This window comes from Xylophilus rhododendri, assembly GCF_009906855.1.
Lineage (GTDB): Bacteria > Pseudomonadota > Gammaproteobacteria > Burkholderiales > Burkholderiaceae_C > Xylophilus > Xylophilus rhododendri.
The window spans coordinates 282,018-307,022 of sequence record NZ_CP047650.1 but is presented as its reverse complement, the minus strand read 5'-3'; the positions used below and the strand labels follow the sequence as shown (position 1 = coordinate 307,022).

26 protein-coding genes and 1 tRNA gene are annotated in these 25,005 nt (G+C 65.7%); 15 read left to right on the top strand and 12 right to left on the bottom strand.

All coding sequences use genetic code 11. The annotated features are described in order from the left end of the window. The first annotated feature begins 3 nt into the window (after positions 1–3). Positions 4–1,917, top strand: coding sequence for a lysylphosphatidylglycerol synthase transmembrane domain-containing protein (locus tag GT347_RS01455; protein ID WP_160550289.1), 1,914 nt, complete (start codon positions 4–6; stop codon positions 1,915–1,917). Beyond that, complete coding sequence (locus GT347_RS01450; protein ID WP_160550288.1) at positions 1,910–2,503, top strand: HAD family hydrolase; 594 nt, start codon at positions 1,910–1,912, stop codon at positions 2,501–2,503. Before GT347_RS01455 ends, GT347_RS01450 begins: the two co-directional genes overlap by 8 nt. 21 nt (positions 2,504–2,524) lie before the next feature. Here GT347_RS01450 and GT347_RS01445 read toward each other — a convergent pair whose 3' ends face one another. Genes GT347_RS01445 through GT347_RS01435 form a run of 3 tightly spaced genes read right to left on the bottom strand, consistent with a single transcriptional unit; the run spans position 2,525 to position 5,341 of the window. Then, positions 2,525–3,820: a TRAP transporter large permease gene (locus GT347_RS01445; RefSeq protein WP_160550287.1), complete on the bottom strand. Its 1,296-nt coding sequence runs from the start codon at positions 3,818–3,820 to the stop codon at positions 2,525–2,527. A gap of 16 nt (positions 3,821–3,836) precedes the next feature. After that, entirely contained in the window at positions 3,837–4,349 is a 513-nt protein-coding gene (locus GT347_RS01440; protein ID WP_160550286.1) for a TRAP transporter small permease, read from the bottom strand. A 5-nt stretch (positions 4,350–4,354) separates the two neighbouring features. Beyond that, positions 4,355–5,341 (bottom strand): TRAP transporter substrate-binding protein, encoded by a 987-nt coding sequence (locus GT347_RS01435; RefSeq protein WP_160555171.1) that lies wholly within the window; start codon positions 5,339–5,341, stop codon positions 4,355–4,357. 57 nt (positions 5,342–5,398) lie between these two features. Here GT347_RS01435 and GT347_RS01430 point away from each other — a divergent pair, with 57 nt between their 5' ends. Continuing rightward, on the top strand, positions 5,399–5,776 hold the full coding sequence (locus GT347_RS01430; protein ID WP_160550285.1) for a hypothetical protein: 378 nt from the start codon (positions 5,399–5,401) through the stop codon (positions 5,774–5,776). Positions 5,777–5,991: 215 nt separating this feature from the next. Here the strand turns inward: GT347_RS01430 and GT347_RS01425 are convergent, their stop codons facing one another. From GT347_RS01425 to GT347_RS01395, 7 genes are all read right to left on the bottom strand, one after another. Beyond that, positions 5,992–7,695 (bottom strand): electron transfer flavoprotein-ubiquinone oxidoreductase, encoded by a 1,704-nt coding sequence (locus GT347_RS01425; protein WP_160550284.1) that lies wholly within the window; start codon positions 7,693–7,695, stop codon positions 5,992–5,994. 156 nt (positions 7,696–7,851) lie between these two features. Continuing rightward, positions 7,852–8,670 (bottom strand): M90 family metallopeptidase, encoded by an 819-nt coding sequence (locus GT347_RS01420; RefSeq protein ID WP_160550283.1) that lies wholly within the window; start codon positions 8,668–8,670, stop codon positions 7,852–7,854. After that, on the bottom strand, positions 8,667–9,437 hold the full coding sequence (locus GT347_RS01415) for a UDP-2,3-diacylglucosamine diphosphatase (protein WP_407704129.1): 771 nt from the start codon (positions 9,435–9,437) through the stop codon (positions 8,667–8,669). The genes GT347_RS01420 and GT347_RS01415 overlap by 4 nt, the downstream gene beginning before the upstream one ends. A 23-nt stretch (positions 9,438–9,460) precedes the next feature. Continuing rightward, positions 9,461–9,967: a peptidylprolyl isomerase gene (locus GT347_RS01410; protein ID WP_160550282.1), complete on the bottom strand. Its 507-nt coding sequence runs from the start codon at positions 9,965–9,967 to the stop codon at positions 9,461–9,463. A gap of 47 nt (positions 9,968–10,014) precedes the next feature. Next, positions 10,015–10,593: a peptidylprolyl isomerase gene (locus GT347_RS01405; protein ID WP_160550281.1), complete on the bottom strand. Its 579-nt coding sequence runs from the start codon at positions 10,591–10,593 to the stop codon at positions 10,015–10,017. Between the two features lie 49 nt (positions 10,594–10,642). Then, the gene (locus GT347_RS01400) at positions 10,643–11,890 is read right to left on the bottom strand and encodes a L,D-transpeptidase family protein (protein WP_160550280.1); all 1,248 of its coding nucleotides are present in this window, start codon (positions 11,888–11,890) and stop codon (positions 10,643–10,645) included. A gap of 84 nt (positions 11,891–11,974) precedes the next feature. Continuing rightward, a complete protein-coding gene (locus tag GT347_RS01395; RefSeq protein ID WP_160550279.1) occupies positions 11,975–13,072 on the bottom strand; it encodes a nuclear transport factor 2 family protein in 1,098 nt (365 codons plus the stop codon). Between the two features lie 264 nt (positions 13,073–13,336). On the opposite strand from GT347_RS01395, the gene cysS reads away from it, so the two are divergent. The 6 genes from cysS (at position 13,337) to GT347_RS01365 (ending at position 19,251) form a co-directional block, all read left to right on the top strand. Continuing rightward, positions 13,337–14,713 (top strand): cysteine--tRNA ligase, encoded by a 1,377-nt coding sequence (gene cysS / locus GT347_RS01390; RefSeq protein ID WP_160550278.1) that lies wholly within the window; start codon positions 13,337–13,339, stop codon positions 14,711–14,713. Between the two features lie 260 nt (positions 14,714–14,973). Then, positions 14,974–15,600, top strand: a complete 627-nt coding sequence (locus GT347_RS01385) for a DNA-3-methyladenine glycosylase family protein (RefSeq protein WP_160555169.1) — start codon at positions 14,974–14,976, stop codon at positions 15,598–15,600. A 79-nt stretch (positions 15,601–15,679) separates the two neighbouring features. After that, complete coding sequence (locus GT347_RS01380) at positions 15,680–16,663, top strand: acetyl-CoA carboxylase carboxyltransferase subunit alpha (RefSeq protein ID WP_160550277.1); 984 nt, start codon at positions 15,680–15,682, stop codon at positions 16,661–16,663. 72 nt (positions 16,664–16,735) lie between these two features. Then, complete coding sequence (gene tilS / locus GT347_RS01375) at positions 16,736–17,725, top strand: tRNA lysidine(34) synthetase TilS (RefSeq protein WP_160550276.1); 990 nt, start codon at positions 16,736–16,738, stop codon at positions 17,723–17,725. A 118-nt stretch (positions 17,726–17,843) separates the two neighbouring features. Continuing rightward, positions 17,844–19,109, top strand: coding sequence for an aspartate kinase (locus GT347_RS01370; protein ID WP_160550275.1), 1,266 nt, complete (start codon positions 17,844–17,846; stop codon positions 19,107–19,109). A gap of 49 nt (positions 19,110–19,158) precedes the next feature. Continuing rightward, a tRNA-Ser gene (locus tag GT347_RS01365) sits at positions 19,159–19,251 on the top strand. Here the strand turns inward: GT347_RS01365 and GT347_RS01360 are convergent. Together GT347_RS01360 and GT347_RS01355 are read right to left on the bottom strand one after the other, a co-directional pair. Next, complete coding sequence (locus GT347_RS01360) at positions 19,219–19,599, bottom strand: hypothetical protein (protein WP_195812384.1); 381 nt, start codon at positions 19,597–19,599, stop codon at positions 19,219–19,221. The two genes, GT347_RS01365 and GT347_RS01360, sit on opposite strands and share 33 nt — an antisense overlap. Positions 19,600–20,100: 501 nt before the next feature. Beyond that, positions 20,101–20,511 (bottom strand): DUF2726 domain-containing protein, encoded by a 411-nt coding sequence (locus tag GT347_RS01355; RefSeq protein WP_195812383.1) that lies wholly within the window; start codon positions 20,509–20,511, stop codon positions 20,101–20,103. A gap of 394 nt (positions 20,512–20,905) precedes the next feature. Here GT347_RS01355 and GT347_RS01350 point away from each other — a divergent pair, with 394 nt between their 5' ends. The 6 genes from GT347_RS01350 to GT347_RS01325 all read left to right on the top strand — a co-directional run bounded on the left by GT347_RS01350 (position 20,906) and on the right by GT347_RS01325 (position 25,005). Next, positions 20,906–21,217 carry a hypothetical protein gene (locus tag GT347_RS01350; protein ID WP_160550273.1) on the top strand — a complete coding sequence of 104 codons (312 nt, stop codon included), beginning with the start codon at positions 20,906–20,908 and terminating at the stop codon, positions 21,215–21,217. 75 nt (positions 21,218–21,292) lie between these two features. Then, a complete protein-coding gene (locus tag GT347_RS01345; RefSeq protein ID WP_160550272.1) occupies positions 21,293–21,502 on the top strand; it encodes a hypothetical protein in 210 nt (69 codons plus the stop codon). Further along, positions 21,503–21,721 carry a major capsid protein gene (locus GT347_RS01340; RefSeq protein ID WP_160550271.1) on the top strand — a complete coding sequence of 73 codons (219 nt, stop codon included), beginning with the start codon at positions 21,503–21,505 and terminating at the stop codon, positions 21,719–21,721. Positions 21,722–21,835: 114 nt separating this feature from the next. Continuing rightward, entirely contained in the window at positions 21,836–23,338 is a 1,503-nt protein-coding gene (locus tag GT347_RS01335) for a hypothetical protein (protein WP_160550270.1), read from the top strand. A gap of 9 nt (positions 23,339–23,347) precedes the next feature. Further along, entirely contained in the window at positions 23,348–23,647 is a 300-nt protein-coding gene (locus GT347_RS01330) for a DUF2523 domain-containing protein (protein ID WP_160550269.1), read from the top strand. Beyond that, a complete protein-coding gene (locus GT347_RS01325) occupies positions 23,644–25,005 on the top strand; it encodes a zonular occludens toxin domain-containing protein (protein ID WP_160550268.1) in 1,362 nt (453 codons plus the stop codon). The genes GT347_RS01330 and GT347_RS01325 overlap by 4 nt, the downstream gene beginning before the upstream one ends.

Below are 25,005 nucleotides of genomic sequence, written 5' to 3'. Positions count from 1 at the left end.
TCCGTGTCGAACGGGACCTTCGTGCTCTACCTGCTGTGCGCCGCAGCGGTTCTCTTCCTGGCCCATGTGGTGCGCGCGGCGCGCTGGGGCATTCTTTTTCCGCCCAAGCTGATCAAACGCCGTTTCCCGCTGCTGCTGGGTCTGGCCCTGGGTTATGTGGCCAATGCGGTCGTGCCCTGGCGCCTGGGTGAGCTGCTGCGCGCCTGGTATGCCAGCCGCAAGACCTCGGTGCGTTTTGCCTATGTGGCCGCCACGGTGGTGGCCGAGCGGATGAGCGACCTGGCGGTGGTGGCGGTGCTCACCGGTCTGCTGCAGCTGACGGGGCGGGCGCAAGGCCTTCCGCTGGTGCCGGTGATGGCGGTTGTGGCCTTCCTGGCCGTGCTGCTGTTCAGCCTGGCCGTGCAGCGCTCGGAACGCACGCGGCAGCGCATCTGGCGGCTGGCATCGATCTTCAATGACCGGCTGCGCTTCAAGGCGGTGGATTTCTCCTGGTCGCTCAGCGAACTGGTCGTGGGCGGCGCGCTGCTGCGCGCGCGCTATCTGTTCTCGACCGTGCTGATGTGGGCGCTCTACCTGCTGTCCTACTACCTGTTCTCGCAGGCCGACGCCACGCCTTTCGACCGCATCTTCACCAGCATGCTCGGCACGCCCCTGCGTCCCACGATGGCGGAGCTTGCCTCGGGGCAGGTGATGCACACGGCGGCACTCGCCGCCTTCGCCGGCCTGCCCATCGTCGGCGTGCTCGCTTATGGCCTGCTGCGCCAGTGGCCGGTGGTGCTGAACCTGATGTGGAAACGCCGGCGCCTGGGCCTGTACAACGAACGCACCGTGTCGGGTGGCGCGCGCAAGCGTTTCAAGGCCGACGCCGAGTACGACTACTTCCTGGCCTCGCTCTTCAGCGGCAACAACAAGGCAGCCTCGCGTTTCGGCATGCAGGCGCTGGACGACGGTACGGTGCAAAAGCTCTACGGCGGCGGCTCCGATGCCATCACCGCTTTGGTCGAAGTGCAGGGCCAGTTGCTGATCCGCAAGTTCGCCTCGGGCGACGCGGGGGCCAAGCTGCAGCAACAGCAGGAATGGCTGGTGCGCCACCGGGTGGATGACTTCCCGCTGGTGCAGGTGCTGGGCGGCCATGCCCGGCCGCATGCGTATTACTACGACATGCCGCTGGTCGTGCCGGCCAACGACTTCTTCGACTTCATCCATTCGAATCCGACGGAGAGCAGCCGGGTGATCCTGGGCGAGGTGCTGGAGCGCATGTCCGGCCTGCATCAGCGCAACCTGCTGGCGCAGACGCCGCGCGAGACCATCGCCAAATACCTGCGGGACAAGGCCATCCAGAACACCGCGAAGATCCTGGAATTCGCCCGCTCGGTGCTGCCGGAGGACGACTACCAGGTCAACGGCCAGGCCTGCAGCCTCAAGGACTGGGAGCTGCTGCTGGACGCCGACTGGCTTTCGCGCCAGATCCAGCTGGAGGCCTCGACCATCGTGCATGGCGACCTGACGATCGAGAACATCATCGTGGCGCCGCAGGTGGCCCAGGGCTGGTACATCATCGATCCGAACCCGGACAACGTCTTCAATTCGCCGCTGATCGACTGGGGCAAGATGCTGCAGTCCCTGCACCTGGGCTACGAGGGCATGAACCGCAACTACCACTGCACGCTGGACGGCTCCAGCATCCGCATGGCCTTCACCCGCTCGCAGGCCTATACCCAGCTGCATCAGTTCGTCGACGGCCTGCTGCTGGAACGCTTCGGCGAACGCGGACTGCGCGAGGCCTACTTCCACGAACTGGTGCACTACCTGCGCCTGGTGCCCTACAAGATCCGCCAGAACCGGCACAAGGGCCTGGCCTTCTTCGCCTGTGCCAGTGTGCTGCTCAACGAATACCGGGAGCGCTGGCATGACTGAAGGCGGCAAGATCAAGGCCTATCTGGTGGACCTGGACGGCACCCTGGCCGACACCTCCGAGGCCAACTTCCGCGCCTATGCCCAGGCCCTGCAGGAGGGCGCCGGCATCGACATCGACCGCGCCACCTTCGAGCGCGAGGCCTTCGGCCGCAACTGGCGCCAGTTCCTGCCCGGCATGATCGAACGCGCCGGCGTGCAGGCCGAGCCGGCAGGCATCGCCAGGCGCAAGACCGAGCTGTACCGCCAGACGCTGGTGCATGCGCGTTTCAACGAAGCCCTGGTGCTGCTGCTGGGCAGCCGGGCCGATGGTGTGCACGCGGCCCTGGTGACGACCGCGTCGGCGGCGAACGTGGCCTCGGTGCTGGCGCAGCGCCCGGACATCGCGGCCCTGTTCGACCTGGTGGTCACCGGCGACGACGTGCAGCGGCACAAGCCCGATCCCGAGGCCTATGTCCAGGCGGCACAGCGCCTGGGCGTGGCGGCCGGAGACTGCCTGGTGATCGAGGATTCGGACATCGGCATGGGCGCCGGCCTGGCCTTCGGCGCGCGGGTGCTGCGGGTCAGCATGCAGCAGCCCGCGGCATGAACCCGGGCGCGGTTGGCCCGCTCAGCGGCTGAACCCCCACAGCCGCGGCAGCCAGGTGCTGAGCGCCGGCACGAAGGTCAGCACCATCAGCACCGCGCCGTGCGCCCAGAGGAAGGGCACCAGCTCGCGCACCAGCTTGCCCATCGGCACCTTGGAGACATTGCAGGTGACGAACAGCAGCCCGCCCACCGGCGGCGTGATCATGCCCAGCGTGAGGTTGACGATCACGATCATCGCGAAGTGCACCGGGTCCACCCCCAGCTTCAGCGCCACCGGCGCCAGGATGGGCGCCAGCACCATCACGCCCGGCAGCGGCTCGATGAAGATGCCGAAGAGCAGCAGGAAGATGTTCACCGCGATCAGGAACATCCAGGGCGTGAGGTTCATGCCGATGAGCCAGTCGGCCATCTGCTGCGGCACGCCCTCGATGGTCAGCAGCCAGGCGAACGATGCCGACAGGCCGATGATGATCAGCACCGAGGCCGACAGCAGGGCCGAGCGCGCCAGGATGTCCGGCACCGCCCGCCAGGCCAGGGTGCGGTAGACGTACTTGCCGCAGAGCAGGGCGTAGAACACCGCCACCACCGAAGCCTCGGTCGGCGTGAACCAGCCCGCGCGCATGCCGCCCAGGATCACCACCGGCAGCAGGATGGCGGGTATGGCCTTCCAGGTCGTCAACAGGATCTCGCGCAGCGGCGGCAGCCGGCCTTCGCCCTTGTAGTTGCGCTGCTTGGAAACATGGAAATTCACCACGCACATCGCCGCGGCGATCAGCAGCCCGGGGATGATGCCGGCCGCGAACAGCGCGCCGACCGAGACGGAGTCGTCCTGCAGCGCGTAGATGATCATGATGATCGACGGCGGGATGATCGGCCCCACGATGGCCGTCGATGCCGTCAGCGCCGCGGCATAGGCCCGGTCGTAGCCGGCCTTGTCCATCATGCGGATCAGCATCGAGCCCGGCCCCGCCGCATCGGCCAGCGCCGATCCGGAGATGCCCGAGAAGAAGGTCAGCGCCACCACATTGGTATAGCCCAGCCCGCCGCGCTTGTGGCCGACGAACTGGCCGGCGAAGCGCAGCAGCACCTCGGTCAGCGAGCCGCCGCTCATCAGCTCGGCCGCGAGGATGAAGAAGGGCACGGCCATCAAGGGAAAACTGTCGATCCCTGTGAATGTCTCCTTCAGGAGGACCATCAATGGAAAGGTGGTGGCCAGCAGCAGCGTGGCCACGGTGGCCATGCCGAGCGCGAAGGCCACCGGCACGCCGATGGCCAGGAACAGGCAGGCCGAGACGATCAGGACGAGACTGGGGCTCATGGTGTACGAGTCCCTTTCACAGCGATGCGCTGGCGGTGGCGTCGAAGTGCGCGTCCGACGGGAACTGCCGCTCCATGACGTAGCCGCGCACGATCAGCAGGAAATGCACGACCAGCAGCACGCCGCCGATCGCCATGGCGCTGTAGATGTAGGCGAACGGAATCTGCGTCACGGCGGTCAGCTGGAACATGGTGCGCTGCATGTAGAGCCAGCCGTACCAGGCCATGAAGCCGAAGAAGCCGAACATCAGCGCCGCCACCAGCACCCGCAGGGCGATGCCGCCCGCGCGGGGCAGGGCGTCCTGCAGGTTCTCCACGGCGATATGGCCGCCGTAGCGCAGCACCGGGCCGGCGCCCAGGAAGGTCAGCCAGATCATCATGTGGCGCGAGACTTCCTCGGCCCATTCGATCGACTGGTTGGTGAGGTAGCGCAGGGCCACGTTCACGAAAATGATGACCGACATCGCGGCCAGCAGCAGGATGAGCGCCCAGCGGTTGGCGCCGAGGAAGCAACGTTCGAAGGTCCGCACGTGGATTACTGAACGTCCTGGATCTGCTTGATCTTGTCGGCGCCGAACTCCTTGGCATAGCCCACATAGGCCGGCTTGATGGCTTCGCGGAAGGCGGCCGAGTCGACGTTGCGGGTGACCGTCATGCCGGCCTTCTCCAGCTGGGCCAGGCCCTGGTCCTCGTCGTCGTTGACCTTCTTGCGCTGGGCGGCGGCGCCTTTCTTGGCGGCTTCGAGGAAGACCTTCTTGTCTGCCACCGAGACCCGGTCCCAGGTGCGCGGCGAGATCAGCAGCAGCGCGGGCGAGTAGACATGGTTGGTCATGGACAGGTGTTTCTGCACCTGGGCGAACTTGGCCGAGAGGATGACGGGGATCGGGTTCTCCTCGCCATCGACCGTGCCCTGCTGCAGCGCGCCGAAGAGTTCCGGGAAGGCCATGGGCGTGGGCAGGATGCCGAAGGTGCGGTAGCCGTCCATGTGCACCTTGTTCTCCATGGTGCGCATCTTCAGGCCGGCGGCGTCGCTGGGCTTGACGATGTCGCGCTTGCTGTTGGTCATCTGGCGGAAGCCGTTCTCGGTCCAGGCCAGGGCCACCAGGCCGTGTTTGGGGAACTGGGCCAGCATGTTCTGGCCGATCTCGCCGTCGAGCACCTTGCGGGCGTGGGCGTAGTCGCGGAAGAGGAAGGGCAGGTCGACGATGCGCATCTCGGGCACGAAATTGCCGACCGGGCCGGTGGAGGTGTTGAGCAGGTCCTGCGTGCCGAGCTGCAGCGCCTCGATCTGTTCGCGCTCACCGCCCAGTGCCGAGTTGGGGAACTGCTGGCACTTGTAGCGGCCCTGGGTGCCGCGTTCGACCTCGTCGCAGAAGACGGTGGAGCCCACGCCGTAGTGGGAGTCCTTGGCGGTGGCGTAGCCGATTTTCAGCACGGTCTGGGCTTGGGCTGCCGGCAGGAGGGTGGCCAGGATTGCCAGGGTGGCGGCGGGCAAGAGGGCTTTTCGGGCGCGCTTCGTCATGGGCATGGGCTTTGTCTCCTTGTTTTGCCTGTGGGGCATTATGGAAACGGGGCTGGGGTGTCTGCATTGGGGTTTTTGTGGAGCGTCTTTGTTTTTTCTTCTTCTCTTGTTTTCAGGGTGGAGCTGGGGCTTCGCGCCCCAGACCGCGGTAACTTTCTTTCCATTGAAAGAAAGTCACCAAAGAAAAATTCAATGCGGGAGCGGGAGATATTTTTCGGGCCTTTGCTGCGCTCGGCCTGGGGCGGAAATCGATTTTGGGAGGCTCTGCCAGGCGACGATCTGGCCCTGCTTGATATAGGCGCCACGCTCCCAGTCCAGCCGGAATTAGCAGCGGACTGCCGGCTCTCGATCAATCGCCACGCTCAAATATCAGGGGTATTTGGTATTGCGGTATTGGCTGTTCCGCTGCAGGGCAGCGGTCCGACGACTGGATAGCGAGCAGGCCAAATCGTCCAGTTCTCCGCCAGTTCGATCAGGCTCTGCCCCAGGCCGAGCGCAGCGACGGCCCGAAAAATATCTCCCGCTCCCGCATTAAATTTTTCTTTGGTGACTTTCTTTCAATGGAAAGAAAGTTACCGCGGTCTGGGGCGCGAAGCCCCAGCTCCACCCTCCGTCAGGAGTAGAAGAAGTAAAGCCGAGAAACCGGAATCCTACATTCCCGAATAATTCGGCCCGCCGCCCCCTTCAGGCGTAACCCAGACGATATTCTGCGTAGGATCCTTGATATCGCAAGTCTTGCAATGCACGCAATTCTGCGCATTGATCTGCAGCCGCTCCTTGCCAGCATTGGCCTCGTCGGCAACGAACTCGTAGACCCCCGCAGGGCAATACCGCTGCTCAGGCCCCGCGAACTCCGGCAGATTGATCCGCACCGGCACCGTAGGATCCTTCAGCGTCAGATGCGCAGGCTGATCCTCCGAATGGTTGGTATTGCTCACAAAGACGCTGGAAAGCCGGTCGAAGGTGAGCTTGCCATCCGGCTTGGCATAGGCGATCGGCTTGCAGGAAGCAGCCGGCTTCAGCCGCTTGTGGTCCGGCTCGGCACGGTGAAGGGTCCAGGGAATATTGCCCCCCAGCAGCTTCTGTTCGATGCCGGTCATGATCGTGGCCAGCGTGCGCCCCTTCTTGAACCACTGCTTGAAGTTACGCGCCTTGTTCAGCTCGGTCCACAGCCAGCTGTTCTTGAACGCCTCGGGGTAGGCGCTCAGCTCGTCGTGCTGCCGACCCGCGGCCAGGGCATCGAAAGCCGCATCGGCCGCCAGCATGCCGGTCTTGATCGCCGCATGGCTGCCCTTGATGCGGCTGGCATTGAGATAACCGGCTTCGCAGCCGATCAGCGCCCCGCCCGGGAACACCGTCTTGGGCAGGGCCAGCAGCCCGCCGGCCGTGATCGCGCGCGCGCCGTAGCTGATGCGTTTGGCCGGCTTGATGCCCTTTTCCTCGTCGCCGTCGAAGTAGTAGCGGATGTTGGGATGGGTCTTGAACTTCTGGAATTCCTCGAAGGGGCTGAGGTAGGGGTTCTGGTAGTCCAGGCCCACCACGAAGCCGACGATGACCTTGTTGTCCTCCGCGTGATAGAGGAACGATCCGCCGTAGGTGTCCGCATCCAGTGGCCAGCCGGCGCTGTGCAGCGCGAAGCCGGGCTGGTGGCGCTTGGGATCGATCTCCCAGAGTTCCTTGATGCCGATGCCGTAGCTCTGCGGATCGCTGTCCTTGGCGAGCGCGAACTTGTCGATCAGCTGGCGGCCCAGGTGGCCGCGCGCGCCTTCGGCGAACACGGTGTACTTGCCGTGCAGCTCCATGCCGAGCTGGAAGTCCGCGCCGGGCTCGCCGTCCTTGCCGATGCCCATGTTGCCGGTGGCCACGCCCTTGACCGAGCCGTCCTCGTTGTAGAGCACCTCGGCGGCGGCGAAGCCGGGGAAGATCTCCACGCCCAGCTCCTCGGCCTGCTGGGCCAGCCAGCGGGTGACGTTGCCCAGGCTGACGATGTAGTTGCCCTCGTTGTGGAAGCAGGCCGGCAGCAGCCAGTTGGGCGTGCGCACGGCGCTTTTCTCGCCCAGGAAGAGGAAGGCGTCCTCGGTGACCGGCTGGTTCAGCGGCGCGCCGCGTTCCTTCCAGTCGGGGAAGAGTTCCTTGAGGGCGATCGGGTCCATGATCGCGCCGGAAAGGATATGGGCGCCGGGCTCGGAGCCTTTTTCCAGCACCACCACCGAGACTTCGCTGCCGGCCTCGGCCGCGCGCTGCTTGAGGCGGATCGCGGCGGACAGGCCTGCGGGGCCTGCGCCCACCACGACGACGTCGTATTCCATGGCCTCGCGCGGGCCGTAGGTGCTCAGGATCTCTTCTGGGGTCATCGAAGCGGGTCTCGTGTCATCGGGGGTGGAAGGCCGGGCGCGGGTGGGCGCCCCGCGGGACTCGTGGCGCCGTGTCTGCGCCGGGCAGAGTCTCGCGGATTCTATGCGGCGGGCACCGCGTGGCGGTACAGGCCATACCCCAGGTTCAATCCGAGTTCACATGATGGACGGTCGCTGGAAGAAGCGGTCGAACAGCGCCAGCAGCGCCGGGACTTCGGCGCCGAAACGGGCGCGGCGGGTGAAGTAGGCCTCGCAGGCCACGGGCAGGAATTCGGTGAGCGATTGCGCGCCGTAGGGGTCGAGCCAGGGTTCGGCGGCGCCGAAGCGCTCGTGGCGGATGACCTTTTCGCGGAAGTCCTCGTAGACCGGCTCCAGCACCGCGAGCCAGGCGGCGCGTGCCTGCCGGACGCCGCGGCTGCCCAGGAAACCCGGCGGCAGCGGCGGCAGGCCGTCGGCCTGGCCGTCGTGCATGTCGATCTTGTGCACGAACTCGTGGATGACCACGCTGTAGCCGCGCTCGCCCAGGGCCGAGGAGGCCTCGATGTCGGCCCAGCTCAGCATCACCGGGCCGCGCTCCATGGCCTCGCCGGCCAGCACCTCGCGGTAGCGGTGCACCACGCCGGCCTCGTCGGTGACCTCGCGCTGGGCCACGGCTTCGCCGGGCTGGACCACGATCATCACGAAGTCGCCGTACCAGCGCAGGGCCTTGCGGGCGGGGCCGAAATGCAGCAAGGGCAGGCAGGCCTGGGCGGCGATGGCGCAGGCCATCTCGTCGCTTACCACCAGGCCGTGGGCGCCGTGGAACTGCTTTTGCCGCAGGAAGTGGCCGGCGAGCTCACGCAGGTGGGCAATCTCGGCGGCAGAGCGGCCTTCGGCCAGGAAGGGCCAGCGGCGCAGGGTATGGGCCCAGAGCCGGTCGGGGATGGGACGCGGCGACCTGCGCAGCAGATCGAGCGTTTGCCGCCAGAGCCTCATGCCAGGGCGATGCGGCGCGGCTCGCCGTCCGGGGCGATGCGCAGCACTTGGGCGCGTGGCGGTTCGGCGGCCAGGTCCCAGTCGGACAGCACGATGCGTTGCCGGCCATCGTCCAGCCGGTGGTCGGCCGGCCGGTGGGTGTGGCCGTGGATCAGCACGCCGGCATCGGCCTCGGTCAGCCAGGCCTGGGTGAGGGCGGTGTCGGCATCGGCATAGTCGGCGTCCGAGGCCTTGCGGGCCTCGCTGGCCCGGCGCAGGCCACAGGCGATGGCGCGGCGCTCTTCCAGGGGCTTGGCCAGGAAGTTCGACTGCCATTCAGGGCTGCGCACCTGGGCACGGAAGACCTGGTAGTCGGTATCGCCCAGGCAGAGCGCATCGCCGTGGCTGAGCAGCCAGCGGCGGCCGTGCAGGGTCAGCAGGCAGGGGTCGGACAGCAGCGTCAGCCCGGCTTCGCGCAGAAAGCCTTCGCCCACCAGGAAATCGCGGTTGCCGTGCAGGAAGAACAGTTCGCGCGAGTTCGCGGCCTCGCGCAGCAAGTGGCCGATGCCGGCCTCGAAGCTGCCGGCCGCGGCGGCATCGTCGCCGATCCACACTTCGAAGATGTCGCCGAGCAGGAACACGGCCTGGGCGGGTGTGTCCCGCAGGTAGGCGGCGAAACCGGCGGCCGTCGCCGGGTCGTCCTCGTGAAGATGCAGGTCTGAAATGAAATCGACCGTCCGCCACGCTTTCGGCGCGGCGACGGTCGATGGCAAGGCCTGCATGCGCATGGCGGACGCAGGCGGGGCGAGGCTCAGATGGCCACGGCCTTTTCGATGATCACGTCCTCGACCGGCACGTCGCCATGGAAGCCCTTGGTGGCGGTCTTGACCTGCTCGAGCTTGTCGACCACCTCGGTGCCTTCGACCACCTTGCCGAAGACGGCGTAGCCCCAGCCCTGAGCGGACGGTGCGGTGTGGTTCAGGAAGGTGTTGTTCTTGGCGTTGATGAAGAACTGCGCGGTGGCGGAGTGGGGCGCATTGGTGCGGGCCATGGCCACGGTGTACTTCTCGTTTTTCAGGCCATTGTTGGCTTCGTTGTCGATCGGGCCGTCGGTGGGCTTCTGGTCCATGCCGGGGGTGAAGCCGCCGCCCTGGATCATGAAGTCCTTGATCACGCGGTGGAACACGGTGTTGTCGTAGTGGCCCTTGGCCACGTAGGCGAGGAAGTTGGCCACCGACTTGGGCGCTTTTTCGGCATCCAGTTCGAGCGTGATGACGCCGTAATTCTTGATGTGCAGTTCGACTCGGGGTTGGCTCATGGGTGGCTCCTGGAGGATGGTTCTGGAAATTTCGCCGGGACGGATGATCAGGGCAGCACGGTGGCCGAGCGGATCACGACCGGCTCGATGGGCACGTTCTGGTGCGGGCCCTTGTTGCCGGTGGCCACGGTGCGGATCTTGTCGACCACGTCCATGCCACCGACCACCTTGCCGAAGACCACGTAACCGTAGCCGTCGGCGCCGGGCGGGTTCAGCATCGCATTGTCCTTCACGTTGATGAAGAACTGCGAGGTGGCGGAATTGGGGTTGCTGGTGCGGGCCATGGCGATGGTGCCGCGGTCGTTGGTGAGGCCGGTGGTCTCGAAGGCGATGGGGGCGCGGGTGGTCTTCTCGCGCATGTCGGGGCCGAAGCCGCCGCCCTGGATCATGAAACCGTCGATGACGCGGTGGAACACGGTGCCGTCGTACTGGTGCTCGCCCACGTATTGCAGGAAGTTGGCGACGGTCTTGGGGGCCTTGGCGGCGTTGAGTTCGATGACGATGTCGCCCTGGCTGGTCGAGAGCTTGACCTTGGCCGGGGCCTGGGCATGGGCGGCGCCGACAGCCAGCAGGCCGCCGATGAGCAGGCCGCAGGCGCGGCGCGAGAGAGTCTGGGTCTTCAGCATTTGGATGGTTCCGTTCGTTCTGGAAATATCGGCGCTCAGGCCTGTGGGGTCAGCCGATGGTGCCTTCGAAGATGATTTTCCACAGGCCTTGCAGCTGCAGCCAGTATTGCCGACGCACCGGCCCGGTGGTGGCGCCCTCGGCCACTTCGCCGAAAGTCACCACCATGCTGTTCACGGTGCCGGACTGCCAGTGGAGGATGGACAGCTCCTTGGACTGCAGCGGGCGGCGTGCATTGCGGGTCATGTCCTGCTGCACCACCATCGACCAGTCGGCCAGCGACTTGCCGTAGCTGGCGAAGTCTGAGGAATAGAAGGCCATGGTGCCCAGCATGTCGCCAGCCGACTTGGCGCGGCGCCAGGCATCGAAGGTGGCTTCGAAGGCCTTGCTGGCGGCGATGGCGGCCTGCGGCGGCACCCATTGCAGACGTTCGGCGATCACCACCGGGGTGGAGCGCGGCTCGACGGTGTCGAGGATGCGCCGCAGGTCGGGGTTGGCCACCACCACGCAGCCGTCGGTGGCCAGCGGCGGGCGCGAGAACTGCTCGGCCGGCGTGCCGTGCAGCCAGATGCCGCCGCCGGTCTTGCCGTTGCGGGTGTCGAGCGGGTTCGGGTAGTTGATCGGCAGGGCACCGGCGCCGTAGAAGGCCTTGAGCGTGCGCGGATCGAGCCGGCCGGTGATGTAGTAGACGCCCAGCGGCGTGCGCATGTCGCCCTCGATCGACTTGTCGATGCCCGACTTGCCGACCGAGATGTAGTAGTCGGCGATCAGCTTCAGGCCGCTGCCGTCGTTCTCGAACAGGTAGAGGCGCGAGCGCGAGGCATCCACCGCGATCGCGTGTTTGCTGCTGCCTGCGAGCTTGGCGAACTGGCTGGGCACGCTGCCGGCCGGCGGGCGCTCGCGCAGGGCCTTCAGGCGCATGGCGGATTCGAGGCGCAGGGCATCGAGGGCGGTGGCGTCGCGCTGGTCGGCATCGGGCAGGTCGCCCAACATGCGCACCGGACGCACCCGCAGGGCCAGCAGATCGCCGTAGACCAGCTGGCCGAGCTGGAACTGGGGATAGTCGCCCACCAGGCGCTCGGCCTGCGACAAGGCCTTGCCGGCATCGCCGATGCCGATCAGGCGGTAGATCTCGATCAGGCGCGATTCGGCATCGCCGTCCTTGCGCAGGTCTGCCGGTACCGGGGCACGGGCGAGCAGTCTCTCGCGTTCGCGCTTGGCGGCGAACGCGGGCGGTGCGGCGATCAGAGCCAGGGCGGATGCCAGGCAGAAAAACGCACGGGACGCGCTCATCGTCATCAAGGCGAAATCACAAAAAGAGGAAGGTAAAAATGGATGCAGGCCGGCGGTCATCCGCCGGCCTGCCGGAATCGACCGAAGGGCTTAGCCGGTTGACTCGCGAACGATCAGCCAGGTTCCGCCGGATTTGACCATTTCCAGTGTCTTGCGGCTGGTGACGTTGAGCGCATCGGCGCTGTAGTCCTGACGGAAGCGCGCAGTGGCCTTGCTGCCGTCGACAGAGACCTCGATGTCGCTGATGCCGACCTTGATGTGCGACTTGCCCATGATGCGGGCACGGCGCTCGGCCTCCCAGGCGGCGCGGGTCTGCTTGCCGGCGGGCTTGAAGTCCTTGCCGTAGGCGGCGAGGTATTCCTTCATGTCGCGCGCGGCCCAGGCCGAGGCCCAGCTCTTGACGGCGGATTCGATGGCTTCCTTGCTCTCCGAAGAGGCGGCGGCCGCGGCCGGTGCGGGAGCGGGTGTCGGGGCTGGCGCCGGCGTGGGGGCGGGCGCCGGTGCGGGCGTGGGGGCCGGTGCCGGCGCAGGGGCCGGAGCCGGTGTGGGCGCAGGCGCGGGTGCCGGGGTGGCGACGGGAGCTGGGGCCGGAGCAGGCTTGGGCGCCGGTGCGGGGGCGGGCGCAGGTGCCGGGGCGGGCGCCGGCGTGGCGGCGGCCACGACGGTCTTGCCGCCGCGGCTGGCGGCGGCCTGGGTCGCCGTCGGCGAGAACAGGTCGCGGATCAGCGCCAGCTTGGGCGGCACATTGGTGTTGCCGGAGTCCAGCTGCAGCGCACGGGCGTAGGCCTGGCTGGCCAGCTTCGCGTAGACGTCGCCCATGTTCTCGTGGGCGGTCGCGTAGCTCGGGTTGGTTCGGATCGCCATTTCCAGGGCGGTGCGCGCCTTGTCGTACTGCTTCTGGTTGGCGTAGAGCACGGCCAGGTTGTTGTAGGGCTCGGGCAGTTCGGGATATTCCTGGGTCAGCGCGCTGAAGGTGGCGATGGCATCGGGCTGCTTGCCGGACTCGGTCTGGATCACGCCCTTGAGGAAACGCATCTGCGGATCGCGCGGGTTGCCGGCCAGGTACTTGTCGGCACGGCCCATGGCATCGGAGAGCTTGCCGGCGCGGATCAGCTGGTTGACGTCGGTGTAGTCGTCGGCATGCGCCACGCCGACCATCAAGACACTGGCGACCAGCGCGGCAGCCATGCTGCGAACGAAGGGCGGAAAGGCGGCGGCGCCAGGATACATACAACCTCGAAGGGGAAAGCCGAAGCGGCGGGTGAACAGATGCATGCGTCGGTTGTAAGACGGGTCTCGCCGACTGCGGGGCTTTATACTGGCGCGGATTGTAGCCGTTGGGGCCATGCGCACGGGCGCCCGGCGGCAGCGGCTTTTGCGATGATGGCAGGCCGCCTGGGCTCGATCCGGCAAGGCCCGCCGCAGCTCATCGCGTACCCCAGATAAGTTCCCATGAGTTTGCGCATTCACAACACGCTATCGCGTGCGCTGGAGGAGTTTTCCCCCATCGAACCCGGCCATGTCCGCATGTATGTGTGCGGCATGACGGTCTATGACTTCTGCCACCTCGGCCATGCCCGTTCCATGGTGGCCTTCGACATCGTCCAGCGCTGGCTGCGGGCCAGCGGGCTGCGTGTCAGCTACGTGCGCAACATCACCGACATCGACGACAAGATCATTCGCCGCGCCCTGGAAAACGGCGAGACCCTGCGCTCGCTGACCGACCGCATGATCGATGCCCTGCACCAGGACGCCGACGCCCTCGGCATCGAGCGCCCCACGCACGAGCCGCGCGCCACGGACTACGTGCCGCAGATGCTCTCGCTGATCTCCAGCCTCGAAGCCAAGGGCCTGGCCTACCGGGCCGAGGGTGGCGACGTGAACTACGCGGTGCGCAAGTTCCCCGGCTACGGCAAGCTCTCTGGCAAGTCGCCGGACGAGCTGCGTGCCGGCGAGCGGGTGGCAGTGTCCGGCGGCAAGCAGGATCCGCTGGACTTCGTCCTGTGGAAATCCGCCAAGGCCGACGAGCCCGACGAAGCCAAGTGGGACGGCGCCTATGGCGTGGGCCGGCCGGGCTGGCACATCGAGTGCTCGGCCATGTGCAGCGCCCTGCTCGGCGAGACCTTCGACATCCACGGCGGCGGCGCCGACCTGCAGTTCCCCCATCACGAGAACGAGATCGCCCAGAGCGAAGGCGCGCATGGCCAGCCCCTGGCCCGGCTGTGGATGCACAACGGCTTCATCAACATCGACGACGAGAAGATGTCCAAGAGCCTGGGCAACTTCTTCACCATCCGCGAGGTGCTGGAGGCATTCGATGCCGAGACCATCCGCTTCTTCATCGTGCGCAGCCATTACCGCAGCCCGCTGAACTACAGCGATGCCCATCTGCGCGATGCCAAGGCCGCGCTGCGCCGCATCTACACGGCGCTGGCCTCGGTCCGGGCCGAAGTGCCGGCGGCGATCGACTGGTCCGACCCCCACGCCGCGCGTTTTCGCGCAGCGATGGACGAGGACTTCGGCACACCGGAAGCGGTGGCCGTGCTGTTCGACCTGGCCGGTGCACTCAACCGCCAGCCTTCGGCACAGACCGCCGGCCTGCTGAAGGCGCTCGGCGGCGTGCTGGGCCTGCTGCAGTGCGACCCCGATGAATACCTCAAGGCCGGCAGCACGCTGGACGCGGCCACCATCGAAGCGCAGATCGCCGCAAGGGCGGACGCCAAGAAGGCGCGCGATTTCGCCGAGGCCGACCGTATCCGCAAGGCCTTGCTCGACAGCGGCATCGTGCTCAAGGACACGCCCGCGGGCACCATCTGGGAAGCCGCGTGAGTACTGTCGTGACCCCCAAGAAAACCGTCAGGACCGCCAAGACCGCATCCGCCAAGGCGAATGCACCGCAGGCCAAGGCCGATCCGGCCGTGGTCACCGCGGTGGAGCAGGGCAGCGCGCTTGCGGCGAAGCGGACGGCGGTGAAGTCCGCCGCCGCCAAGAAGACGCCGGCCAAAAAAGCCCCCACGAAGAAAACCCCGGCCAAGAAGGCTGCGGCCGCCAAGCCGGCGGCGGCAGCGGCGGTTACCGCGCCGGCCGCCGTGCCGGTGGTCACCCCCGACTACTGGCAGGCCGCCTGCGAGCACCTGCAGGCCCGCGACCGGGTCATGAAGCGCCTGATTCCGCAGTTCGGCGATGCCTGCCTGCAGTCGCGCGGCGACGCCTTCACCACGCTGGCGCGCAGCATCGTCGGCCAGCAGATCTCGGTGAAGGCGGCGCAGGCCGTCTGGACACGCTTCGCAGCGCTGCCGCGCCGCATGACGGCCGCCAATGTGCTCAAGCTCAAGGTCGACGACATGCGGGCGGCCGGGCTGTCGGCACGCAAGGTCGAATACATCGTGGACCTCGCCATGCACTTCGCCTCCGGCGCGGTGCATGTGAAATCCTGGGAGGCGATGGACGATGAAGCCATCATCGCCGAGCTGGTCGCGATCCGCGGCATCGGCCGCTGGACGGCGGAGATGTTCCTCATCTTCCACCTGATGCGGCCCAACGTGCTGCCGCTGGACGACGTGGGACTGATCACCGGCATCAGCGCCAACTATTTCTCGGGCGAATCCGTCAGCCGCAGCGATGCGCGCGAGGTGGCTGCCGCCTGGGCGCCGTATTGCAGCGTGGCGACTTGGTATATTTGGCGGTCTCTCGACCCCCTGCCAGTCGAGTATTGAATCCCCTGCGGCCACGCCGGGCCGCATGCATCGCCAGCCCGCTTCGCTCCGACGAAGCCGGTTCAAAGGAGGTAAAGCCTTGGCCAAAAAGACATTCCTGGACTTCGAGCAGCCGATCGCCGAGCTCGAAGGCAAAATCGAAGAACTGCGCTACGTTCAGACCGAGTCCGCCGTCGACATCTCCGAGGAGATCGACCAGCTCAGCAAGAAAAGCCTGCAGCTCACCAAAGACATCTACAGCGAGCTGAGCCCCTGGCAGATCACCAAGATCGCCCGGCATCCTGAGCGCCCCTACACGCTGGACTACATCCGCGAGATCTTCACCGACTTCGTCGAGATGCACGGCGACCGCCATTTCTCGGACGACCTGTCCATCGTCGGCGGCCTGGCGCGCTTCAACGGCCATGCCTGCATGGTGCTGGGCCACCAGAAGGGCCGCGACACCAAGGAGCGCGGCCTGCGCAACTTCGGCATGAGCAAGCCCGAGGGTTACCGCAAGGCGCTGCGCCTGATGAAGACGGCCGAGAAATTCCGCCTGCCGGTCTTCACCCTGGTCGACACTCCCGGCGCCTACCCGGGCATCGATGCCGAGGAGCGCGGCCAGTCCGAGGCCATCGGCCGCAACATCTTCGAGATGGCCCAGCTCGAAGTGCCGATCATCACCACCATCATCGGCGAAGGCGGCTCCGGCGGCGCGCTGGCGATCTCGGTGGCCGATCAGGTGCTGATGCTGCAGTACTCGGTCTATTCGGTCATCAGCCCCGAAGGCTGCGCCTCCATCCTCTGGAAGACCAGCGAGAAGGCGCAGGACGCGGCCGAAGCGCTGGGCATCACCGCCCACCGCCTGAAGGCGCTCGGCCTGATCGACAAGATCGTCAGCGAGCCGGTCGGCGGCGCCCACCGCGACACCAAGCAGATGGCCGCCTTCCTCAAGCGCGCCCTGGGCGATGCCTTCCGCCAGGTGCACGACCTGAAGACCAACGAACTGCTCGATCGCCGCTACGCCCGGCTGCAGAGCTACGGCCGCTACACCGATACCAAGGCCGACGTCGCCATCAAGTAAATCTCCCATCCTGCGATTTTCTGCAAGGAATACGCCCCGGTGCGCGCTGTCGCTTCCGGGGCGTAGTGCTTCATGACCACCGTCCGGCCCGATCCCGTCTCCGCGGCGCTAGCCGCCTTCAGCCCGGCTCTGCCGCTGGCGATCGGCTGCAGCGGCGGTGCCGATTCGACCGCGCTGCTGGCGGCCTGCGCGAGCCGGTGGCCGAAACAGGTGCGGGCGGTGCATGTGCACCATGGCCTGCAGGCGGCTGCCGAGGATTTCCTGCGGCATTGCCAGGAGGTGTGCGACCGGCTCGATGTGCCGCTGACCGTGCTGCGGGTCGATGCGCGTGCGGCGCCCGGCGAGAGTCCCGAGGATGCGGCCCGCAAGGCCCGCTACGACGCTTTGGACGCCTATGCCCGCGCCGGCGGCGGCGATGCAGCCAGGCCGGTGCGCAGCCTGGCGCTGGCCCACCATGCCGACGACCAGGTCGAGACCCTGCTGCTGGCCCTGTCCCGCGGCGCCGGCCTGGCCGGCCTGTCCGCCATGCCGGCCCGCTGGCAGCGCGGCGGCATCGATTACCACCGGCCGCTGCTGGGCGTGCCCGGCGCGGCCTTGCGTGCCTGCGCGCTGGCCTACGGCGTGGGCTGGGTGGAGGACCCGAGCAATGCCGACGAGCGCTACACCCGCAACCGCATCCGCGCACGCTTGCTGCCGGCACTGGAAGCCGCCTTCCCGCAGTTCCGGACGACCTTCGCCCGCAGTGCAGCACATGCGGCGCAGGCGCAGGAAGTGCTCGATGAAGTCGCCGCCGCCGATCTCGCCGCGGTCGGCGTGCCGCCAGCCATCGTCGCGCTGCAGGCCCTGTCGGCCGGCCGCCAGGCGCTGGTGCTGCGCCGCTGGCTGCGCCAGGTGCACGGCACCACGCCCGACGCGGCGCAGCTGCAACAGCTGCAGCGCCAGATCGCGGCCTGCACCACCCGCGGCCACCGCATCCACCTGAAGGTCGGCTCCGGTTTCGTGCTGCGGGAGCAGGGCGTGCTCGGTTGGTACAATTCCGGAGTTTTGCCTCCCGCCTCGTAGACAAGTTCCCTTTCGGGCGCCGCGGCGGCAGACCCGCCTGAACCGCACCGGCATTCATTTGCAGAGGCGCAAAAGGCGCGCTTTTTCACAGTCGCATCGCGGCGTTATCGTTTTTCCGATGGCATTAATCGTTCACAAATACGGCGGCACCTCCATGGGGTCGACCGAACGCATCCGCAACGTGGCCAAGCGTGTGGCCAAGTGGGCCCGGGCCGGACACCAGATGGTGGTCGTGCCCAGCGCCATGAGCGGCGAGACCAACCGCCTGCTGGGCCTGGCCAAGGAGCTGGCCCCCGCCAAACACAGCGACGCCTACAGCCGCGAGCTCGACATGCTGGCCTCCACCGGCGAGCAGGCCTCCTCGGCCCTGCTGGCGATCGCGCTGCAGGGCGAGGGCATGGAGTCGGTCAGCTATGCCGGCTGGCAGGTGCCGATCCGCACCGACAGCGCCTATACCAAGGCGCGCATCGAATCGATCGACGACCTGCGCATCCGCGCCGACCTGGCCGCCGGCAAGGTGGTCATCGTCACCGGCTTCCAGGGCATCGACGGCGACGGCCACATCACCACCCTGGGCCGCGGCGGCAGCGACACCTCGGCCGTCGCCGTGGCGGCCGCCATGAAGGCCCACGAGTGCCTGATCTACACCGATGTGGACGGCGTTTACACCACCGATCCGCGTGTGGTGCCCGAAGCGCGCCGCATGAACAAGGTGAGCTTCGAGGAGATGCTGGAGATGGCATCCCTGGGCTCCAAGGTCTTGCAGATCCGTTCGGTGGAATTCGCCGGCAAGTACAAGGTGCCCCTGCGGGTGCTCTCCAGTTTCACCGACTGGGATATCGACATCGAGGAAGAGGCCCGCTCGGGCACGCTCATCACTTTCGAGGAAGCAGAAAACATGGAACAAGCCGTCGTATCCGGTATCGCCTTCAACCGTGACGAGGCCAAGATTTCCGTCCTGGGCGTGCCCGACAAGCCCGGCATCGCCTACCAGATCCTGGGCGCGGTGGCCGACGCCAACGTCGAGGTCGACGTCATCATCCAGAACCTGAGCAAGAACGGCTCGACCGATTTCAGCTTCACGGTGCACCGCAACGATTTCGCCAAGACCGTGGACCTGCTCAAGGACAAGGTCCTGCCCGGCCTGGGTGGCGCCACCGAGGTGGTCGGCGACGCCAAGATCTGCAAGGTGAGCATCGTCGGCATCGGCATGCGCAGCCATGTGGGCGTGGCCTCCACCATGTTCCGCTCGCTGAGCGAGGAGGGCATCAACATCCAGATGATCTCCACCAGCGAGATCAAGACCTCGGTCGTGATCGACGAAAAGTACATGGAACTGGCGGTGCGCGCACTGCACAAGGCCTTCGGTCTCGAACAAGCTTGAAGAGTTTGCAAAAATGCCCCTGAAAGTAGGGCATAATTGAAGGCTACCAGGAAACGTGACCGAGTGGCCGAAGGTGCTCCCCTGCTAAGGGAGTATGGGGTGTAGAGCCTCATCGAGGGTTCGAATCCCTCCGTTTCCGCCAGTTTGAAACCCCATCAGCTTGACCGCTGGCGGGGTTTTCTGCTTTGTGGGGCTCGGGGGTAGGAAAGGCCGCGAGCATCGTGCGGAATCCGTCGACCGCTGCAAGCTCTTCAGGGTTGGTCGATTGCGCCAAGTCCTCGACCATCGCCTCCATGAACGCACGGGTTGGATCCTCGCCCAGGATCGCCCGCAACTTTCCGCGGACTCGCCAGTTGCACGGGCGCCCGCCGTTTTTCATCTTCACCAAATTCCCGTGATCGAGCTCAAGGATGTCGGCAAGCTTGCGCTGACTTCCGACGACGAGTGACGCTTGGTCTATTTGGCTAATAAGTGTTTCTTGTGGGGTCATTTGGACTCCAATTGGATACCATGCTGGTGTCTGAATGACAAGGGTGTCATTCGGCCGATTCTAAGGAGCCGGCATGCCCTCTGCAGTCACTTTTTCATGCGTCCCTCAGGCTCTAAACGGGGCCGGTCCAAGCTTGCCGGCACCGCTGGCCCCCGGCCTGAGGGCCGCACCATCAATCACCATAGGATCGCTGGTCCGCTGCGCTGATGGCAGCGAGTTCGAAGTCTCCAATGTCGAGTCTTCCGGCGTGTGTGAGCTGCGCTCTCTGGCGGGAGGTTTCGGCCGCTTTAGCCATGTGGAGGTTCTGGAGTTGATGCCGGCCCCAAGGACGGGTGCCCCTGCGGTTGTTCCCTCTTGCGTCAGTGAACTTGGGCAATCGCTACTCGACGCGGTTCGCTTCATGGAGCGGTGGAGCTTCGATCCCCGGTTCATGGATGCCGCCCGGTTTTTCGCAGAGCGTCTCATCGGCGCCGGCTGTGAGCAGCGTCCTCCGCCGGCACCTCAGCGCATGCCTGATCGATCAAGCCAGGGCTCTGACCTCACTAGCTCGGTCGACCCCGGTGCCGATTCGGGTCTGACTGTCGGGCAGGCTTGGTTCGCCTCAGCCAGCTTACGAAAGTCGCTGGCGACTGTCGCGACATCAGGTATGCCTCGATACCGCAAGACGCGGTATCCCACGTCAGTCAGCAGTCGTTGTCTGGCCGCGTCTTGTGCTGATCTGCCATCGTGGCTGCTGTCATCCAGCTCGACCACGGCGACCACACGGAAGGACCGTTCTACCACCACGAAATCAGCTCGCTTTCTGTCGAAGGTATTGCGGATTGTCCGGTCCTTCGCATCGAGCAACGCGGCAAAGGAAACCTGCGCCAAAACGATGTATTGGGGCAGGGCGCCGGTCAAGCGGAAGTACATCGATTGCTCTGCAGCGCTTAGTGGCAATTGGGCCCGCGGTCGTTCTTGGCTCCTGATAGGCCAGCGGCCTTTTGATGGGCCAGTAGTCCTCCTTCCGCGCTTTGGCAGCAGTGCAGCGCCCACGATAACCACGATCCACAAAAAGATCACGACGATCCACAAACGCGTCATATCGCCTCCTTTATTGGCAGCTGATTTTCATCGCGCTTGCCTAGTTTTGAGTTGGCTGTTCGAGTCGGGCGAAGGTGAGCGTGGGCCTGGCGTATGTGAGGGGTGCCGTCATGTCGGCAGCCGTGGCAACTCCGCCGATTGACTCGCCAGCCTCCAGCCCTGCGCGCTCGGCTGTTGGGTGGCACGTCCGTGCTGCTGTAACCCACCTCTAGATCGGTGCTGTATGGCCTTCAACGCTCTTATCCACATCATCAAAGTCAACCCGGCACGCAGTGGTGCGAAGGATGGTCGTCCCTGGGAAATGCAGGACGCGGAATGCCTGCTGCTGGATGAGGCTGGTCAACCTACGCAGGTCGGTGTCCTCATGCTGCCGAAGGAACTGCGCAACAAGACCGAGCCCGGCTATTACACCGGCTCTTTCGCCCTGTCGGCCGGCCTGCGTGATCGTCGCATCGAGGCCATCCTAACGGGCCTTGTGCCGGTCGATGTGAAGCAGATCCGCCGGCAAGCAGCGCCCGCGCCTGCCGCCTCGTAATGGCCCGCTACGTGGTCCGCCGTGTCGTTGGGGCCCTCGCGGTAGCCGGCGCCTTTGCCCTGCTCCGGTAGTGCCATGGCTGACCCCGTAACCGTCTCCTGCCCTTCTGCCTGCACGGTCACCCTGCAGGTGGAAGTGACCACGCCAATCCTCAATCTTTCTCTTGAGGACGGCGCACAAATCGCCAGCGCCATCCTGGTGGTCTGGGCCTTGGGTTGGGCCTTTCGGGCCCTGATCCAGACCCTGAAGTCCGATGGTCATTCAACCTCAGAAAGCGAGCCTTAAATGCGCAACATCAAGCAATCCCTGGTCGGCCTGCTGGCCGGCGCCTCGGCCCTGGTCGCCTCCACCGCTCAAGCAGCAGCCGGCGCCGCCGTGGACGTCACCGACGTCACCGGCACCGTGACCGCACAACTGCCCTCCATCGCTGCCGTGGGCGGCGCGGTGCTGGGCGTGATTGTGGCCGTCGCCGCCTTCAAGTGGGTCAAGCGCGCGATCTCCTGATCGCCTGCCACCCCGCCCGGGACGCCGGGCTTTTTCACCAAAGCGCCTACCCCGGGTGCTTCGCTGAGAAAGACACATGGGCCTCTTCGTCATCGTCGCTTTGCTGGGGGCTGCATGGCTCATTTTTTCCGCCTGATCGTTGGTTTGATGCTGGCCCTGGTCGGTGCTTCGTCCTTCGCCAGCATCCCGATGGAGACCGTCTACAACGCTGCCGAGTACGGCTACTCCTCGGTCAAAGGCACGCCGGACGCCACCTGCGCTGACTGGATTGCTAACGTCAATGCGCGCCAATATGGGGAGTCCTATTGGACGAAAGACGGCGCGGCGACGACTACGTCCTGTCCCTACTCCAAGCAATACGCGCCGGACCCGAATTACCCGGCGTACCACTCATTTGTTTACCTTTACGCGTCGAGCGCGTGTCCTGCAAACAGTACGTCTGACGGTGCTGGGGGTTGTCTCTGCAATGCGGGGTATGCCGAAAAAGGCAATGCCTGTGTAGTCCAGCCTTCAGTGGTGTCGTGTCAGCCACCTAACGTGATGGTGGGCGATGAGTGCATGACGCCAGCCCGTGCCTACTGCACGGAAAACGCCGGCAGCACCGACGTTAGCCGGGAGGTCGTAACGGCGACGGCAGTGCAACCCTCCAGCATCTGCGTTCCGACAATCTATGAAGGCGCCTATGGTTGCACGGCCACCTGGGAGCGCAATTTCGGCGCCAAAGGCGATGACGGCAAGTGGTACAACCGCGGCACGGCCACGCTGGCTAAAGCCGTGGTCATGTGCAATCTGATCGATGGTGCGACGGGTACCGATCCGACGGGCACGACTCCGGAGACAGCGGCGCCCACTGGCACAAAAGCTGAGTGCCCGAATGGGCAGCCCGGCACGGTCAACGGCACGACGGTGTGCGTCCCTTATCCGACCAAAAACGGTGTGGTGACGGACTCTGGTGGCACCACCACCACGACCAATCCGGACGGGTCGAAGGAAGAGGCGACAAAGACCAATTCCGTGAGCTGCAACTCGGCCGGCATTTGCTCGATCACGACCATCACCACAACGGTGACGACGGCGGTTAACGGGACCACTAGCACTCAGCAGAGCACTAGCGCGCAGCAAACAACCAAAGCCGCTTATTGCGCCACTTCGATGGGCAAGTCTGACAGCGCGTGCAGCGGCACGGTGTCCCCTGGCGGCGGCTCTGGCTATGGTGATGGGCCCGGGGATGGCACCTTCAGTGGGTCCTGCTCAACCGATTTCCAGTGCTCTGGCGATGCCATTCAGTGCGCCACGGCGCGAGCTACATGGAAGACCTACTGCGAGGCCAGCACGCTCAACGATGCGGCGAAGGCTGGTATTGCGGCTGCGATGGCAAAGGCTGGCATCAACCAAAGCAGCGCGCTCGATGCCGGCATGGTGAACCTGTCGCCATCGGGCTTCGACACCTCGGACGCCCTGGGCGGCGCCTCTTGCCAGATCGACAAGACCGTCAGGGTGATGGGAGCTACGGTGGTCCTGCCGCTCGCCTCGGTTTGCCCTTACCTGCAATACGCCGGCATGGCCTTCGTGGCTGTCGCGCTCCTGGCCGGCGCGCTCATCGTCTTCAAGACCTAAGGGGGTTTCATGCCTGCTATCGCTGCGGCCATAGGCTGGGTTCTGCTTCAAGTCGCCGGCTCGTTTGCCGTGCAAATGCTGGTCGGCCTGGGGGTCGGCGTGCTTACCTTCTCGGGGATGGATGTGACCTTGGGGTGGCTGAAAACGCAGGCCCTTGCCAGCTTCTCGGCCCTCGATCCGACCATCGTTGGCCTCCTGGCGTACATGAAAGTTGGTGTGGCGATGAACATCATCTTCTCCGCCCTGGTCATGCGCCTGACTCTGGCCGGCGTCCAGTCCGGCACCTTCAAAAAGTGGGTGCATAAGTGATCCGGCACCGGGCGGCACCCCGGGCCAAGCAACGGGGATTTCTCTACGTCGTCACGGGCGCCAATGGCACCGGCAAGACCCTCAACACGCTCAAGTGGGTGCGCGAGCGGCAGCTCAAGGAAAACCGCCCGGTGGCCTACAACGGTCGATTCGACATGGTCGAGGGCGGTGAACTGGCCAGCTGGAAAAAGATCGATGCGAAGGACTGGCAGAGCGAGCCGGATGGCACCATTTTTCTGATCGATGAGGCGCATAACGACTTCCCCACGCGGGGCGCTGGCACGCCCCCCGATCACGTCGCAAAGCTCGCCGAGCATCGCAAGCGTGGGTTCGATTTCTATCTCATCACTCAGCATCCAAACAACATCGATGCATTCGTTCGCCGGCTGGTGGGTAGCCCTGGCTGGCACCGGCACCTGAAGCGTAATTTCGGCAGGGACATGGTTTCAGTGCTGGAGTGGTCGGCTGTTAACGGCACCTGCGAAAAGGACGGCTCCGGTAAATCTGCTCAAGTGACCATTCAGGCCTTCCCGAAGGAGGTTTACGGGTGGTATCGGTCGGCGGTCTTGCACACCGGCAAAAAGACAATTCCGCGTGCTGTTTATGTGCTGGCCGCCTGCGCTCTATTGGTGCCGGCGCTCATCTGGTACGGTGCCCATCGGGTTATGGCCATAGGTGACAAGGCAAAGCCCGATCAGGCCCAACGCCAGGCGCAGCAGCAGCCCTCGGCTATGCCCGTTCCGGCCGCTGCGCCTCCGGCTGCCGGCGGTGCCGCTAAGGTGCTGACCTCGGCGGAATACGCGGATCAGTTCCGGCCGCGCATCGTCGGGCTGGCGCATACCGCGCCGGCTTATGACCAGATCACGCAGCCCACGGCCGCACCGGTGCCTGCGGCATGCGTCGAGTCCGAAAAGCAGGGCTGCAAGTGCTATACGCAGCAGGGCACGCCCTATGCCACCACGGTCGATATCTGCAGGCAGGTGGTGAGCAGCGGCTTCTTCATGGCGTTTGACCCCAAGGGCGCGCCTGCCTCCGCCGCGGTCCCGGTGAAGGCAGTGCAACAGCCTCAGCCGGCCCTGCAGCGTGTTCAAACGCCGTTGGCTTATGCAGCGCCCGCCCAGTCCGCGCAAGCGCAGCCGCAGGGCACGCAAGAGCCGCTTAAGAATACTGAGACACTGACACGTGTTGGGCGGTATCCAACACTCGGCGCCATGGGCGCGGACTTCAACCTGCCGCCCATCGAGCAGGAAGATGTCGACGGCCAGTGGCACCCGCCGGCCGGCTGGGCCACCGGCCCGATCGCTCCGCGCACCCGCTATTCCACCATCGGCGACGTGGTGAGGGCCTTCGGTGGCTGA